The organism is Cupriavidus oxalaticus (genome assembly GCF_016894385.1).
Lineage (GTDB): Bacteria > Pseudomonadota > Gammaproteobacteria > Burkholderiales > Burkholderiaceae > Cupriavidus > Cupriavidus oxalaticus.
The window spans coordinates 2,233,259-2,249,074 of the sequence record NZ_CP069812.1 but is presented as its reverse complement, the minus strand read 5'-3'; the positions used below and the strand labels follow the sequence as shown (position 1 = coordinate 2,249,074).

Genomic DNA, 15,816 nt, shown 5'->3' with positions numbered 1-15,816 from the left:
TTATCTTTCGGATATCCAGTGTCCGGCTGGGCATCCAGGCGACCCGGCAATAACAACCGGTGCCCGCACGCCCTTCGCATCAGGACACGACCTATCCGAGAGAGGGAATCCTATGCGTCTTGACAAGCTGACCACCCGGTTCCAGGAAGCGCTGGCTGAAGCGCAAAGCCTGGCCCTGGCCAACGACAACCAATATATCGACCCGCAGCACGTGCTGCGCGCGTTGCTGTCGCAGGACGACGGCGCCGCCCGCGCGCTGCTCGCACGCGCCGGCGTCAATGTGCAGGGCCTGCAGGCGGCGCTGGACGCCGCCATCAAGCGCCTGCCGCAGGTGCAGGGCACCAACGAGGTCCAGATCGGCCGCGACCTGGTCAACCTGCTCAACGCCACCGAGAAAGAAGCGCTCAAGCGCGGCGACCAGTTCATCGCCAGCGAGCTGTTCCTGCTTGCCGTGTCCGACGACAAGGGTGACGCCGGCCGCATCGCGCGCGAGAACGGCCTGAACCGCAAGTCGCTGGAGTCGGCCATCCAGGCCGTGCGCGGCGGCGAATCCGTCAACAGCGCCGAGGCCGAGGGCCAGCGCGAGGCGCTGAAGAAGTACACCATCGACCTGACCGAGCGCGCCCGCATCGGCAAGCTCGATCCGGTGATCGGCCGCGACGACGAAATCCGCCGCGCGATCCAGATCCTGCAGCGCCGCACCAAGAACAACCCGGTGCTGATCGGCGAGCCGGGCGTGGGCAAGACCGCGATCGTGGAAGGGCTGGCGCAGCGCATCGTCAATGGCGAGGTGCCCGAGAGCCTGAAGAACAAGCGCGTGCTGGTGCTGGACATGGCCGGCCTGCTGGCCGGCGCCAAGTACCGCGGCGAGTTCGAGGAGCGCCTGAAGGCGGTGCTGAACGATGTCGCCAAGGACGAGGGCCAGACCATCGTCTTCATCGACGAGATCCACACCATGGTCGGCGCCGGCAAGGCCGAGGGCGCGATCGACGCGGGCAACATGCTCAAGCCGGCGCTGGCGCGCGGCGAGCTGCACTGCATCGGCGCGACCACGCTGGACGAATACCGCAAGTACATCGAGAAGGATGCCGCGCTGGAGCGCCGCTTCCAGAAGGTGCTGGTGGACGAGCCTACCGTGGAAGCCACCATCGCCATCCTGCGCGGGCTGCAGGAGAAGTATGAGCTGCACCACGGCGTGGAGATCACTGACCCGGCCATCGTCGCCGCGGCGGAGCTGTCGCATCGTTATATCACCGACCGCTTCCTGCCCGACAAGGCCATCGACCTGATCGACGAGGCGGCCGCGCGCATCAAGATGGAAATCGACTCCAAGCCGGAGGCGATGGACAAGCTCGAGCGCCGCACCATCCAGCTCAAGATCGAGCGCGAAGCGGTCAAGAAAGAGACCGACGAGGCTTCGCTCAAGCGCCTCGACCTGATCGAGCAGGAAATCACGCGCCTGGAGAAGGAATACGCGGACCTCGACGAGATCTGGAAGGCCGAGAAGGGCGCCGCGCAGGGCACGGCCGCGCTCAAGGAAGAGATCGAGAAGGTCAAGCTGGAGATTGCGAAGCTGCAGCGCGAAGGCAAGCTCGACAAGGTCGCCGAGCTGCAGTACGGCAAGCTGCCGGGCCTGGAAGGCAAGCTCAAGGCCGCGACCGACGCCGAAGCCAGCGAGCAGAAGCAGCCCAACAAGCTGCTGCGCACGCAGGTGGGCGCCGAGGAAATCGCCGAAGTGGTGAGCCGCGCGACCGGCATCCCGGTGTCGAAGATGATGCAGGGCGAGCGCGAGAAGCTGCTGAAGATGGAAGAGCGCCTGCATGCGCGCGTGGTGGGCCAGGACGAGGCCGTGCGGCTGGTGTCCGACGCCATCCGCCGTTCGCGTGCCGGGCTGGCGGATGAGAACAAGCCCTATGGCTCGTTCCTGTTCCTGGGCCCGACCGGGGTCGGCAAGACCGAGCTGTGCAAGGCGCTGGCCGAGTTCATGTTCGATTCCGAGGAGCACCTGATCCGCATCGACATGAGCGAATTCATGGAGAAGCACAGCGTCAGCCGCCTGATCGGCGCGCCGCCGGGATACGTGGGCTACGAGGAAGGCGGCTACCTGACCGAGGCCGTGCGCCGCAAGCCGTACAGCGTGGTGCTGCTCGATGAAGTCGAGAAGGCCCACCCGGACGTCTTCAACGTGCTGCTGCAGGTGCTGGACGACGGCCGGCTGACCGATGGCCAGGGACGCACGGTGGACTTCAAGAACACGGTGATCGTGATGACGTCCAACCTGGGTTCGCAGATCATCCAGGCGATGGCCGGCGAGCCGCAGGAAGCGATCAAGGGCGCGGTCTGGCAGGAAGTGCGCACGCATTTCCGGCCGGAGTTCCTGAACCGGATCGATGAAGTCGTGGTGTTCCACGCGCTCGACCAGAAGAACATCGAGTCGATCGCGCGCATCCAGCTGCAACGCCTGCAGGCCCGCCTGGCCCGCATGGACATGACGCTGGAGGTCAGCGAGGAGGCGCTGGAGAAGATCGCCAGCGCGGGCTATGACCCGGTGTTCGGGGCGCGTCCGCTCAAGCGGGCGATCCAGCAGCAGATCGAGAACCCGGTGGCGCGCGCCATCCTGGAAGGCAAGTTCACGGCGAAGGATGTGGTGCCGGTGGACTATGCGGATGGCGAGTTCACGTTCGGGCGGGACATCCACTAAGATCTGAGGCAGCCCTGATGCCGATAACCCCCTGCGTTTGCGACGCAGGGGGTTTTTTGTCTGTCTGGCGGCTGGCGCGTGTAACGCGGACCGGACGCGTGAAAATTTTGCACACGCCAGGGAGCCGGCGCCCGTGCGATCCCGCCGAACACCAAGTGGCACACTTTTCGCGTTGCAAAAAGGTTGAGTTTCCTTATGAAGCGCTGCACCGCCATGCAGCCATCCCCACAGGAGCCGATCCATGACCGACAAGTCCTTTCTCACAGACGTCAAGACCTTGCGCGAGCGCGCCCGCAAGCACATCGACGAGGGTGCCGTGACCGCGGGCTATACGGCGGACCGCGAGACGGTGCTGAAGTTGCTCAACGATGCGCTGGCCACTGAAATCGTCTGCGTGCTGCGCTATCGCCGCCACTACTTCATGGCCCAGGGCCCGAACTCGAAGAGCGTCGCCGAAGAATTCCTGGCCCACTCCAACGAAGAGCAGGGCCATGCCGACCAGATCGCCGAGCGCATCGTCCAGCTCGGGGGCGAGCCCGACTTCGCGCCGGACGGCCTGACCCGCCGCTCGCATGCCGAATATGTACCGGGCAACAGCCTGACCGAGATGATCAAGGAAGACCTGGTGGCCGAGCGTATCGCCATCGACAGCTATCGCGAGATCATCACGTTCCTGGGCGAGCGCGACCCGACTTCGCGCCGGATGATGGAAGAGATCCTGGCGGTGGAAGAAGAACACGCCGACGACATGGCGGATCTGCTGGCGCGCCAGGGCGGCTGAGGCCCGCGCGGCGATTTGCTGCGGGTTGTTCCGGACTTGACGGCGATCAAACCGGACCCGGCGGCGACCCGATACCATTCATCTTGTCATGGAGATGCGGGGGCGCTCTTCATGACTTGTCTACCCGTTTCCGGAATGGAAACTTCGCCCGCGCCGGTTTGCCGGTGCGGGCGTTTTCTTTTGTGCGTGCCGCTTGCGCCACCCCGCGCCACCCGCGCCACCCGCGCCACTCCGCCCCCCCGGTGCCGCTGTCGTCCCCCTGTGACGGCATGCCGATATTTCCGTCCGATCTTATGCAAAAAACAGTAAAGGATCGGCGAAACCATTCGTTCCGTTCAGATAGCCCCGTCGGTAGTCTTGCTCCTGACACAAGCCCGCCCCAGACGGCGGGCGAAGCAACCAGAGGCGCCTGGCGCCCATTCACGACAGACGGGAGCAACACAAATGATCCGCAAACTGGCCATCGGCCTGGCAGTCCTGGGCGCCCTGGGCGCGGCGCAGACCGCTTCGGCGACCACCCTGCTCAATGTTTCCTATGACCCGACCCGCGAACTGTACGTCGACGTCAATGCCGCCTTCGCCAAGGCCTGGAAGGCCCAGGGCGGCGATGCCGTGACCGTGCGCCAGTCGCATGGCGGATCCGGCAAGCAGGCCCGCTCGGTGATCGACGGGCTGGACGCAGACGTGGTGACGCTGGCGCTGGGCTACGACGTCGACGCCATCGCGGAGAAGGGCCTGATCAGGACGGACTGGCAAAAGCGCCTGCCGCATAACGCTTCGCCGTACACCTCGACCATCGTATTCCTGGTGCGCAAGGGCAATCCCAAGGGCATCAAGGACTGGGGCGACCTGGTCAAGCCTGGCGTGCAGGTGATCACACCGAACCCGAAAACCTCGGGCGGCGCACGCTGGAACTACCTGGCCGCGTGGGGCTATGCGCTGCGCCAGCCGGGCGGCAATGAAACCAAGGCGCGCGAGTTCGTCGGCGAGCTGCTCAAGCACGTGCCGGTGCTGGATTCCGGCGCGCGCGGCGCCACCACCACGTTCGTCGAGCGCGGCCTGGGCGACGTGCTGCTGGCCTGGGAAAACGAAGCCATCCTGGCCATCAAGGAACTGGGTCCGGACAAGTTCGAGATCGTCGCGCCGTCGGTCTCGATCCTGGCCGAGCCGCCGGTGGCCGTGGTCGACAAGGTGGTCGACAAGAAGGGCACGCGCAAGGCCGCCGAGGCCTACCTGCAGTTCCTGTACACCGACGAAGGCCAGGAGATCGCCGCGAAGAACTACTACCGCCCGATCTCGCAGAAGGTGGCGGCCAAGTATGCGGCCAACTTCCCCAAGGTCAAGCTGTTCACCATCGATGAAGTGTTCGGCGGCTGGCAGAAGGCCCAGAAGACCCACTTCGCCGATGGCGGCTCGTTCGACCAGGTTTATCAACCCGGCAAGAAATAATCCCGGAAACAACCCCCATCAGGCCGGCGTGCCGGGCCGCGTGGGGCGGCCCGGCACCGAGCCGGCCCACCAGAAGAAGGAAGCCCCGATGTCCATCCTGACGCTCTCCGGTAGCCCGTCGGTCCAGTCCCGCTCCGGCCTTGTGCTGGCGCACCTGCGCACCGCGCTGGAGGCTGCCGGCGAACGCACCCGCCACCTGGAGCTGCGCGACCTGCCGGCGGGTCCGCTGCTGGCGGCGCGCGTGGACGACGACGCCATTGCCGCCGCCACCCGCGCGGTGGCCGACGCCCAGGTGGTGGTGCTGGCCACGCCGGTCTACAAGGCCGCCTACAGCGGCCTGCTCAAGGCCTTCCTGGACCTGCTGCCGCAAACCGGCCTGCGCGACAAGATCGTGCTGCCGATCGCCACCGGCGGCAGCCTCGCCCATGCGCTGGCGATCGACTACGCCCTGCGCCCGGTGCTGTCCGCGCTGGGCTCGCGCCAGATCCTGCCCGGCATCTTTGCCGTGGATCAGCAGATCGACACCTCCGCCTCCTCCGCTTCCTCCGATGGCGGCGGCGTGCGCCACGCGCGCTTCGACGCCGCGCTGTCCGCCCGTCTCGACGAAGGCCTGCTGCGCGTGCGCGACGCACTGGCCCATGCGCGCATCGAGGTCCCGCTCGACGCGCTCGACGTCGTGCCCGGTGCCTTCGTGCAGCGCGCCGCCGCTGCCGCCGTGGTGGCGCAGCGATGTACCGCCTGATCTGAATTCCTGATGCATTTGGCGCCGGCCAGTCCGGCGCCGCGGCAGCAACGCCGCCAGACATGCCACCGGCAATCCGGGCAGGCAGGGCGGGATGTTGCCCGCGTTTCCAAGCAGTCCGACTTCAGAACACACGCCGGCTCCCTGGCCGGCCACGGAGAAATCGCATGACCACCACCATCAAGCCGGCCGGCTCGCTGCGCCGCCGCCTGTTCATTGCCGCACTGGTCGCCGCCACCGGCCTGGCCTACGGGCTGCTGCCCGGCCGCGCCGAAGCGCAATCGAAGAACATCGATGCCAAGGTGCTGCGCATCGGCTACCAGAAGTACGGCACGCTGACGCTGCTGAAGGCGCGCGGCACGCTGGAAAAGCGGCTGGCGCCGCAGGGCATCACGGTCAAATGGACCGAATTCCCGGCCGGCCCGCAACTGCTGGAAGGCCTGAATGTCGGCGCGGTCGACTTCGGCACCGTGGGCGAGGCCCCGCCGATCTTTGCGCAGGCCGCGGGCGCGCAACTGGTCTACGTCGGCAACGAGCCGCCGGCGCCGACCGCCGAGGCCATCGTCGTGCCCAAGGGCTCGGCGCTGCGTTCGGTGGCCGACCTGCGCGGCAAGCGCGTGGCCTTCAACAAGGGTTCGAACGTGCATTACCTGCTGGTGCGGCAGCTGGAGAAGGCCGGCTTGCAGTACAGCGATATCCAGCCGGTCTACCTGCCGCCCGCCGATGCGCGCGCCGCTTTCGAGCGCGGCTCGGTCGATGCCTGGGTGATCTGGGACCCGTTCCTCGCCGCTGCCGAGAAGCAACTGGGCGCGCGCGTGCTGGCCGACGGCCGTGGCGCCGACGGCAGGAACGTGGTCAGCAATCACCAGTTCTACCTGGCGTCGCGACCCTACGCGCAGGCCAGGCCCGAGATCGTGCGCCTGATCCTGGATGAACTCGCCACGCTGGGCACGTGGGCGGAAAAGAACCCCAAGGACGCGACCGCCGTGCTGACCGGCGAAGTCGGCCTGCCCGCGGAGGTGCTGGAACTGGCGGTGTCGCGCTTCTCTTACGGCGCGCGCCCGGTCAGCGCCGACGTGCTGGCCGAACAGCAGCGCATCGCCGATGCCTTCCTCGCGCTCAAGCTGATTCCCAAGCCGGTCAAGGTGGCCGATGCGCGCTGGGAGGTGTCGCAACAGAGGCCGCAACAGAGTCCGCAACAGCAAGCACAGCGCTGATGCATCGCTACGGCATTGCATAACAACAAGGAGCACGGCATGCACGTATTCTGGTTTATCCCCACCCACGGCGACAGCCGCTACCTCGGCACCTCCGAAGGCGCGCGCGAAGTCAACTTCGACTACATGAAGCAGGTCGCCGTGGCCGCCGATACGCTCGGCTACGAAGGGGTGCTGATTCCCACCGGGCGTTCCTGCGAAGACCCGTGGGTGGCGGCATCGGCGCTGTCGGCCGTGACGCAGCGCCTGAAATTCCTGGTCGCGGTGCGGCCGGGCCTGATGGCGCCAACGCTGGCCGCGCGCATGGCGGCGACGTTCGACCGCCTTTCCAACGGCCGGCTGCTGATCAACCTCGTCACCGGCGGTGACACCGCCGAGCTGGAAGGCGATGGCCTGTTCCTCGACCACAGCGCGCGCTACGAGGCCTCGGCCGAGTTCCTGCGCATCTGGCGCGACGTGCTGGCGGCCAGCCATGACAGCGGCCAGGTCGACTACCAGGGCAAGCACCTGAGCGTGAAGGGCGCGCGCGTCCTCTATCCGCCGCTGCAGCGGCCGCATCCGCCGGTGTACTTCGGCGGCTCGTCGGCGCCGGCGCATGCGCTGGCGGGCGAGCAGGTCGATACCTACCTGACCTGGGGCGAACCGCCGGCGGACGTGGCGCAGAAGCTGGAAGACGTGCGCCGGCACGCGGCGAAGCATGGCCGCACCGTCAGGTTCGGCATCCGCCTGCACGTGATCGTGCGCGAGACCGATGCCGCCGCGTGGGCCGCCGCCGAAGACCTGATCAGCCGCCTCGACGACGAGACCGTGGCGCGCGCGCAGGCGGTGTTCGGGAAGATGGATTCGGAAGGGCAGCGGCGCATGGCCGCGTTGCATGCGGGAGGTGCGCGCCGCACGCGCGAGGCGCTGGAGATCAGCCCCAACCTGTGGGCCGGCGTCGGCCTGGTGCGCGGCGGCGCGGGCACCGCGCTGGTGGGCGATCCGCACACCGTTGCCGAGCGCATGCGCGAGTATGCCGAACTCGGCATCGACACCTTCGTGCTGTCCGGCTACCCGCACCTGGAAGAGGCCTACCGCTTCGCCGAGCTGGTGTTCCCGCTGCTGCCGCGCTCGGTGCGCGAGAAGCTGCCGGGCAAGGTGCTGTCGGGCCCGTTCGGCGAAGTCATGGCGACCGGCATCGTGCCGCGCGCCGCGCAGAGCTGAAGGAGAGTGGCATGAGCGCTCCGCATCTTCCGCCGCCACGCCGCCATCCCGCCGCGCTGGCGCGCGCCGTGGCGCCGTGGATCGTGCCGGTGCTGCTGGTCGTGGTGTGGCAGGCCGCCGCGCAGAACGGCTGGCTGTCGAACCGCGTGCTGCCCGCCCCGCTGGCCGTGTTGCAGGCGGCGTGGGACCTGGCCCGTTCGGGCGAATTGTGGAAACACGTGGGCGTCAGCACCTGGCGCGCGCTGGCCGGGTTTGCCATCGGCGGCGGCCTGGGTCTGCTGCTGGGGCTGCTGACCGGCACCTTCCGCAGCGCGGCCACGCTGCTCGACAGCACGCTGCAGATGGTGCGCAACATCCCGCCGCTGGCGCTGATCCCGCTGGTGATCCTGTGGTTCGGCATCGACGAGAGCGCCAAGCTGTTCCTGGTGGCGCTGGGCGTGTTCTTCCCGGTGTACCTGAACACCTACCACGGCATCCGCTCGGTCGATACCGGGCTGGTGGAAATGGCGCGCAGCTACGGGCTGTCTGGCTGGCAGCTGTACCGTGAAGTGATCCTGCCCGGCGCGTTGCCGGGGATTTTGGTGGGCGTGCGTTTTTCGCTCGGCCTGATGTGGGTGATCCTGATCGTCGCCGAGACCATCTCCGCGCAGTCCGGCATCGGCTACATGACCATGAACGCGCGCGAATTCCTGCAGACCGACGTGGTGCTGGTGGGCATCCTGCTTTATGCGCTGCTGGGCAAGCTCGCCGACCTGCTGTCACGCGGGCTGGAGCGCTACTGGCTGCGCTGGCACCCGGGCTACGCAGCCGCCTGAACCACATGAACCACGTAGAGCCGCACATCCGGCAAGGAGATCGACATGCAGATGTATCCGGTGGAACAGGCCGCGCTGGCGGAACTGGAAGCGGGCCTCGCGCGCCGCGAGGCCGTCAGGCACGAGGTGGAGGCACCGCGCCGCACTGGTGGGGTCGCGCTGCGCTTGCGCCAGGTGGTCAAGCGCTATGACGGCCGCGAGGTGCTGCACGATGTGGCGCTCGACGTGGCGCCGGGTGAATTCGTCGCCATCGTCGGGCGCAGCGGCTGCGGCAAGAGCACGCTGCTGCGGCTGGTGGCGGGGCTGGAAGGCGCCGACGGCGGCACCATTGCGATCGACAGTGACGCGCAAGACCACCCGAAAAGCAGCCGCAAGCGCGGCGCCGACGTGCGCGTGATGTTCCAGGATGCGCGCCTGCTGCCGTGGAAGCGCGTGCTGGACAACGTGGCGCTGGGCCTGCCGCGCGCGCGGCGCGGCGAAGCGGCGGAGGTGCTGGCGCAGGTAGGCCTGGCCGACCGCGCACAGGCGTGGCCCGCGCGGCTGTCCGGCGGGCAGCGGCAGCGCGTGGCGCTGGCGCGCGCGCTGGTGCATCACCCGCAGTTGCTGCTGCTCGATGAGCCGCTGGGCGCGCTGGATGCGCTCACGCGCATCGAAATGCAGGGACTGATCGAAGGCCTGTGGCGGCGGCTTGGCTTCACGGCGCTGCTGGTGACGCATGACGTCTCCGAGGCGGTGGCACTGGCCGACCGCATCGTGCTGATCGAGGACGGCCACATCGCCATGGACGAGCGCGTGGCGCTGGCGCGGCCGCGCCAGCGCGGCGCCGCCGGCTTCGCGCAGCTCGAAGCAGCGGTGCTGCAGCGCGTGATGCGGCAGGCGCCGGCGGCGCCTTCGCCGCTCGATGCCGGCACGAAGCGCCGTGCGCAGCGCATCGACGACGGCGCGCATATCGACAGGTCGGAATCTTCATTCGCTGCTGCCCACTGAACTCCTATCATGAGCAGGCAGGCGCGCGCTGCGACAGCACGCCGTCGCCATCACCAATCCGGCCATGGGACCCGACGCGGTCCGGTCAACCGAAGGAAACCGCCATGCCAGGCGTGCATGAACCCGCCAGCGCAGCCAACCCGCTGCAACGCTATCTGGAATCGCTGCCGCGCCAGCCGCTGGCCGACCGGCAACTGTGGCGCGACGCGCGCGGGCAGGTGCAGGGACAGTTCTTCAATTGCTCGCTGACCAGCGCCTTCGAGCCGCTGGTGACGCTGGCCGACCGCCAGGTCGTGGCGCACGAAGGCTCGATCCATACCTATGCCGACGATGGCGTGGGCCTGGCGGCGTGGAAGCTGTTCGCGATGGCTGCCGACGACACCACGCTGGTGTCGCTGGACCGCCTGTCGCGGCTGCTGCACGCGATCAACTACTTTGCCGCCGAGGGCGCGCACAAACTGGTGCTGAACGTGCACAACCGGCTGCTGGCCGCGGTCGCCGACGACCATGGCGCCGCGTTCCGGCGCGCGTTGCAGTCGCTCGGACTGCCGCTGGAGCGCTTCGTGATCCAGGTGCCGGCCAGTGCCAACGACGACCTGCCGCTGCTGCTGCACGTGGTCGGCAACTATCGCCGCAACGGCTTCGCGGTCAGCCTGCAGGCGTCGGACCCGGCCGAGGCGGGCGCGCTGATGGCGCATGCGTTGCCGGACTGGCTCAAGCTCGACATGCGCCGCACCTGGACCGACCGCCAACTGGCGGGGCTGCGCGCCAGCGCGGACAACGCCGGCGTCACGCTGATCGGGCGGCGCTTGCAAAACGCCGAAAGCGTGGAGCGGCTGCAGGCCGCCGGCATCGACCTGGGGCAGGGCAGCTTTGCCGGCGCGCTGGTCAGCACGGCCGGGCTGCGGGCACAAGTGGCGGCCACGGGCGCGCCAGCGGCACACGAACTCAGCAAGGAGCCGGTATGACGCAAGCGATCGGGGCATCGGCGGGGCCATCCTCGGCGGCGCATGCTACGCGCCTGGAAATTCCGCGACACCTGCAGGTGTTGACCGTGCCTGGCCTGCATGGCAGCGGCCCGGGGCACTGGCAGAGTTGCTGGGAGCAGCGCTTTCCCGACTGGCAGCGCGTCGAGCAGCATGACTGGTCGCGCCCGAGCCTGCCGCTGTGGGCCGAGCGCGTCTCGGAAGGCGTGATGCGGGCGCAGCGCGTGGCCTCGCGCGGCGCGGTGCTGGTGGCGCACAGCTTCGGCTGCCTGGCATCGCTGCGGCAGGCGTCGCTGGACCCGGCGGGCATCGCCGGCGCGCTGCTGGTGGCGCCAGCCGATCCCGACAAGTTCGGCGTCGCCAGCCTGCTGCCGACCTACCGCCTGCCGTTCCCGACCATCCTCGTGGCCAGCCGCAACGATCCGTGGATGCCGCAGCGCACCGCCTTCAGCTGGGGCACGCTGTGGGGCAGTGAACTGGTCGATGCCGGCAGCCTGGGGCATATCAACGCCGATTCGGGCCTGGACGACTGGGCCGAGGGCCTGGCGCTGCTGGGCACGCTGGTGCAGCGCATCGCCGCCGCAGGTGATGCCGGCGACACCGAAGTGTCGTCCACGCCATGGGAAGCGGGCCTGGAAGTGGCGCCGGGCGCCCCATATATCTAAACCGTCTAAGAAAATTCAGAAAGATTCGTTCTGTTTATAAGGACGACTCTGCAGAATCTGTCTCGTAGGCCGGCGCAATATGCGCCGGCGTCATAAGGACCGGCCAGCCGGCAAGCCGCGGCGGCGCCCGAAGCCGGCCGACCACAGACGAGACGACATGCCACCATCCCTATCCCTGGCGGATGCCCCCACGCCGGGTGTCCCCGATGCGCCGGCCTCGCGTGCGCCACGCGGCCCCAGGCAGCGCTTCACCGTGCTTCCCGGCTTTGGCCTGTCGCTGGGCTTCACACTGTTCTACCTGACGCTGATCGTCCTGGTCCCGCTGTCGGCGACGTTCCTGAAGACGTTCACGATGACGTGGGACGCGTTCTGGACGGCGATCACGGCGCCGCGCGTGGTGGCATCGCTGCAGCTGAGCTTCGGCGCGTCGCTGGTGGCGGCCATCGTCAATACGGTGTTCGGGCTGATCGTCGCGTGGGTGCTGGTGCGCTACCGCTTTTTCGGCAAGCGCCTGATCGATGCGCTGGTCGACCTGCCGTTTGCGCTGCCGACCGCGGTGGCCGGCATCGCGCTGACCGCGCTGTTCGCCGGCAACGGCTGGATCGGCCGCTACCTGGAGCCGCTCGGCATCAAGGTTGCATTCACGCCGCTGGGTGTGGTGGTGGCGCTGACCTTCATCGGCCTGCCGTTCGTGGTGCGCACGGTGCAGCCGGTGCTGGAAGACGTGGAGCAGGAACTGGAAGAGGCGGCCGCCAGCCTGGGCGCCAACCGGCTGCAGACCTTCCGGCGCGTGATCCTGCCGGCGATCCTGCCGGCGCTGCTGACGGGTTTTGCGCTGTCGTTCGCGCGCGCCACCGGCGAGTACGGCTCGGTGGTGTTTATCTCCGGCAACATGCCGATGGTGTCGGAGATCGCGCCGCTGATGATTTATTCCAAGCTGGAGCAATACGACTACGCCGGCGCCACCGCGGTGGCGGTGGTGATGCTGGTGATCTCGTTCGGACTGCTGCTGTTGATCAACCTGCTGCAGGCCTGGACGCGCCGCCACCAGTCGGGTGCGCGCGCTGCCCTTGCACCGGAAGCGCCCGCGACGGGCAAGGAGTTCTGACATGGCGGGCGCGGTTTCGGGACGCCTGGGCGCGCAGCGCCAGGGCCGGGCCCATCACAAGTTCGACGCCACCGGCGAGGCACCATGGGTGCGCTACACGCTGATCACGCTGGCGGTGCTGTTTCTCACGCTGTTCCTGTTCGTGCCGCTGGCCTCGGTCTTCTATGAGGCGCTGCGCAAGGGCGTGCAGACCTACTGGGAAGCGCTGGTCGAGCCCGATGCGCTGGCCGCGATCCAGCTCACGCTGACGGTGGCGGCGATCGCGGTGCCGCTGAACGTGGTGTTCGGCGTGGCGGCGGCGTGGGCCATCGCCAAGTTCGAATTCCGCGGCAAGAACCTGCTGATCACGCTGATCGACCTGCCGTTCTCGGTATCGCCGGTGATCTCGGGCCTGGTCTACGTGCTGCTGTTCGGCGCGCAGGGCTGGTTCGGCCCGTGGCTGGAAGCGCATGACATCAAGATCATGTTCGCGGTGCCGGGCATCGTGCTGGCGACCATCTTCGTGACCTTCCCCTTCGTCGCGCGCGAGCTGATCCCGCTGATGCAGGCGCAGGGCAGTGAAGAGGAAGAAGCGGCGATCGTGCTGGGCGCCTCGGGCTGGCAGACCTTCCGCCATATCACGCTGCCCAATATCCGCTGGGGCCTGCTGTATGGCGTGATCCTGTGCAATGCGCGGGCGATGGGCGAGTTCGGCGCGGTGTCGGTGGTGTCGGGCCATATCCGCGGGCTGACCAACACCATGCCGCTGCACGTGGAAATCCTCTACAACGAGTACAACTTCGCGGCGGCCTTTGCGGTGGCCTCGCTGCTGACGCTGCTGGCGCTGGTCACCCTCGGCATCAAGACGCTGGTGGAGTGGCACGCCCGCCAGGAAACCGAAGAAACGGCGCCGGAACGGCCGCTGGGCACATTGCAAGGACAGGCATCATGAGCATCCAGGTCAAGAACGTAGAGAAGCGCTTTGGCGACTTTGTCGCGCTGGACAATGTCTCGCTCGATTTCGACGAAGGCGAGCTGACCGCGCTGCTGGGTCCGTCCGGTTGCGGCAAGACCACGCTGCTGCGCATCATCGCCGGCCTGGAGCGCGCCGACGCGGGCCAGATCGTGCTGGCCGGGCGCGATGCCTCGGACCAGCATGTGCGCCAGCGCCAGGTGGGCTTCGTGTTCCAGCACTATGCGCTGTTCAAGCATATGAGCGTGTTCGAGAACGTGGCCTTCGGCCTGCGCGTGAAGCCGCGCGCCGAACGCCCGAGCGAAGCGCAGATCCGCGAGAAGGTGCATTCGCTGCTCGACCTGGTGCAGCTCGACTGGCTGGCCGACCGCTACCCGTCGCAGCTGTCCGGCGGCCAGCGCCAGCGGATCGCCCTGGCGCGCGCGCTGGCGGTGGAGCCGCGCGTGCTGCTGCTCGACGAGCCGTTCGGCGCGCTCGACGCCAAGGTGCGCAAGGAGCTGCGCCGCTGGCTGCGCCGCCTGCACGATGAACTGCATGTGACCAGCGTGTTCGTCACGCACGACCAGGAAGAAGCGCTCGAAGTGGCCGACCAGGTGGTGCTGATGAACCGCGGCCACGTCGAGCAGTACGGCTCGCCCGAGGCGGTCTACAACCATCCGGCCACGCCGTTCGTGTTCGGCTTCCTCGGCAACGTGAACCTGTTCCACGGCCGGCTGGAAGTGGGCGAGACCGGCGGCCTGCTGCATACCGGCGAAGCGGTGCTGCCGGTGGTCGGCAGCGGCCACGAGACGGCTGGCGATGCGGTCGCCTATGTCCGTCCGCACGACCTGGACCTGGAGCGCTATTCGCCCGGCGCCGACGGCATCGCCGTGACGCTGCGCCGCGCGCTGACGCTGGGCCCGGTGGCCCAGCTCGAACTCGAGCGTGAAGACAACCAGGACGTGATCGAAGTCGCGCTGCCGCTCGAGCGCTTTCGCCACGCGGGCTTCCGCGAGGGCGAGCTGCTCGCCGTGCGGCCGCGCCAGCTGCGCGTCTTTACGCAAGCCAACGGCACTGCGCCAGGCAAAAAACAAGAGGCCGCACGATGAACTTCCAGCAACTCCGATCGATCCGCGAGGCGGTGCGCCGCCAGTTCAACCTGACCGAGGTCGCCAACGCGCTCTACACCTCGCAGCCCGGCGTGTCGCGCCAGATCCGCGAGCTGGAAGAAGAACTGGGCGTCGAGATCTTCGAGCGCTACGGCAAGCGCCTGACCGGGCTGACCGAGCCCGGCCGCGAGATCGTGCGCATCGTCGAGCGCCTGCTGCTTGAAGCCGAGAACCTGCGCCAGGCCGGCGACGAGTTCGCCGGTCGCCATATCGGGCGCCTGACCGTGGCCACCACGCATACGCAGGCCCGCTACGCGCTGCCGCGCGTGGTGCAGGCCTTCCGCCGCGAGTATCCGCATGTGACGCTGGCCCTGCAGGAAGCGTCGCCGACGCATATCGTCGAACTGCTGCTGACGGGGCAGGCCGATATCGGCATCGCCACCGAAGCGGTGGCGACCGAAGCCGGGCTGACCTCGTTCGAGGCCTACAGCTGGCAGCACGTGCTGGTGGTTTCGCCCGACCATCCGCTCACGCGCCTGCCCGAGCCGACGCTCGAGGACGTGGCCGGCTTCCAGCTCATCACCTATGACGCCGGCTTCACCGGCCGCCGCAAGATCGACAGCGCCTTCGCCGAAGCGGGGCTGCAGCCGGAGATCGTGCTGACCGCGCTGGACGCCGACGTGATCAAGACCTACGCCGAGCTGGAGCTGGGCGTGGGCATCATCGCCTCGATGGCGTACGACGAGCGCAAGGACTCGGGCCTGGTGCGCATCAATGCCGACCACCTGTTCGCGCCCAACACCACCAGCGTGGCCGTGCGCCGCGGCGCCTATCTGCGCGGCTATGCGCACGCCTTCATCAATATGTTCGCGCCGCACCTGTCGCGCGACACCGTCAGCAGCGCGCTGTCGGAGCAGGACCGCCAGGCGCTGGCGGCCTGAGCGGCACTCTCGTCAGCCGTGCGCCGGGCAACGCCCGGCGCCGCATGGCGCCGGCGGCACTCCGCCGCATTCCGCGCGCGCCGTCTGCCCCCGCACGGTGCCGTTCGCGCCCCGTGTCCACCGTTCGTCGCAACAGGCTTTCTTCGTGCCCGGGTGAAGGGTAAAGTCCTTGCACGTGGCG

At 68.2% G+C, this 15,816-nt stretch carries 14 protein-coding genes; all 14 read left to right on the top strand.

Annotated elements, in window-relative coordinates:
* The first annotated feature begins 112 nt into the window (after positions 1-112).
* Positions 113-2,701: an ATP-dependent chaperone ClpB gene (gene clpB / locus JTE92_RS22775; RefSeq protein ID WP_063238010.1), complete on the top strand. Its 2,589-nt coding sequence runs from the start codon at positions 113-115 to the stop codon at positions 2,699-2,701.
* Between the two features lie 241 nt (positions 2,702-2,942).
* Entirely contained in the window at positions 2,943-3,482 is a 540-nt protein-coding gene (locus JTE92_RS22770) for a ferritin-like domain-containing protein (RefSeq protein ID WP_063238009.1), read from the top strand.
* A gap of 444 nt (positions 3,483-3,926) precedes the next feature.
* Positions 3,927-4,931, top strand: coding sequence for a sulfate ABC transporter substrate-binding protein (locus JTE92_RS22765; protein WP_063238008.1), 1,005 nt, complete (start codon positions 3,927-3,929; stop codon positions 4,929-4,931).
* Positions 4,932-5,019: 88 nt separating this feature from the next.
* Complete coding sequence (gene ssuE, locus JTE92_RS22760; protein WP_063238090.1) at positions 5,020-5,673, top strand: NADPH-dependent FMN reductase; 654 nt, start codon at positions 5,020-5,022, stop codon at positions 5,671-5,673.
* Between the two features lie 167 nt (positions 5,674-5,840).
* On the top strand, positions 5,841-6,890 hold the full coding sequence (locus JTE92_RS22755) for a sulfonate ABC transporter substrate-binding protein (protein ID WP_063238007.1): 1,050 nt from the start codon (positions 5,841-5,843) through the stop codon (positions 6,888-6,890).
* 39 nt (positions 6,891-6,929) lie between these two features.
* Positions 6,930-8,093, top strand: coding sequence for an FMNH2-dependent alkanesulfonate monooxygenase (gene ssuD / locus JTE92_RS22750; protein WP_063238006.1), 1,164 nt, complete (start codon positions 6,930-6,932; stop codon positions 8,091-8,093).
* A gap of 11 nt (positions 8,094-8,104) precedes the next feature.
* Complete coding sequence (ssuC, locus tag JTE92_RS22745; RefSeq protein WP_063238005.1) at positions 8,105-8,908, top strand: aliphatic sulfonate ABC transporter permease SsuC; 804 nt, start codon at positions 8,105-8,107, stop codon at positions 8,906-8,908.
* A gap of 45 nt (positions 8,909-8,953) precedes the next feature.
* Entirely contained in the window at positions 8,954-9,895 is a 942-nt protein-coding gene (locus JTE92_RS22740; RefSeq protein WP_063238004.1) for an ATP-binding cassette domain-containing protein, read from the top strand.
* Between the two features lie 104 nt (positions 9,896-9,999).
* Positions 10,000-10,863: an EAL domain-containing protein gene (locus JTE92_RS22735; protein WP_063238003.1), complete on the top strand. Its 864-nt coding sequence runs from the start codon at positions 10,000-10,002 to the stop codon at positions 10,861-10,863.
* Positions 10,860-11,546 carry an RBBP9/YdeN family alpha/beta hydrolase gene (locus tag JTE92_RS22730; RefSeq protein ID WP_063238002.1) on the top strand — a complete coding sequence of 229 codons (687 nt, stop codon included), beginning with the start codon at positions 10,860-10,862 and terminating at the stop codon, positions 11,544-11,546. The genes JTE92_RS22735 and JTE92_RS22730 overlap by 4 nt, the downstream gene beginning before the upstream one ends.
* Positions 11,547-11,703: 157 nt before the next feature.
* Positions 11,704-12,654: a sulfate ABC transporter permease subunit CysT gene (gene cysT / locus JTE92_RS22725; RefSeq protein WP_063238001.1), complete on the top strand. Its 951-nt coding sequence runs from the start codon at positions 11,704-11,706 to the stop codon at positions 12,652-12,654.
* Between the two features lies 1 nt (position 12,655).
* Complete coding sequence (gene cysW, locus JTE92_RS22720) at positions 12,656-13,585, top strand: sulfate ABC transporter permease subunit CysW (protein WP_063238000.1); 930 nt, start codon at positions 12,656-12,658, stop codon at positions 13,583-13,585.
* Positions 13,582-14,694 carry a sulfate/molybdate ABC transporter ATP-binding protein gene (locus JTE92_RS22715; RefSeq protein ID WP_063237999.1) on the top strand — a complete coding sequence of 371 codons (1,113 nt, stop codon included), beginning with the start codon at positions 13,582-13,584 and terminating at the stop codon, positions 14,692-14,694. Before cysW ends, JTE92_RS22715 begins: the two co-directional genes overlap by 4 nt.
* The gene (locus tag JTE92_RS22710; protein ID WP_063237998.1) at positions 14,691-15,635 is read left to right on the top strand and encodes a CysB family HTH-type transcriptional regulator; all 945 of its coding nucleotides are present in this window, start codon (positions 14,691-14,693) and stop codon (positions 15,633-15,635) included. The genes JTE92_RS22715 and JTE92_RS22710 overlap by 4 nt, the downstream gene beginning before the upstream one ends.
* Positions 15,636-15,816: the final 181 nt, after the last annotated feature.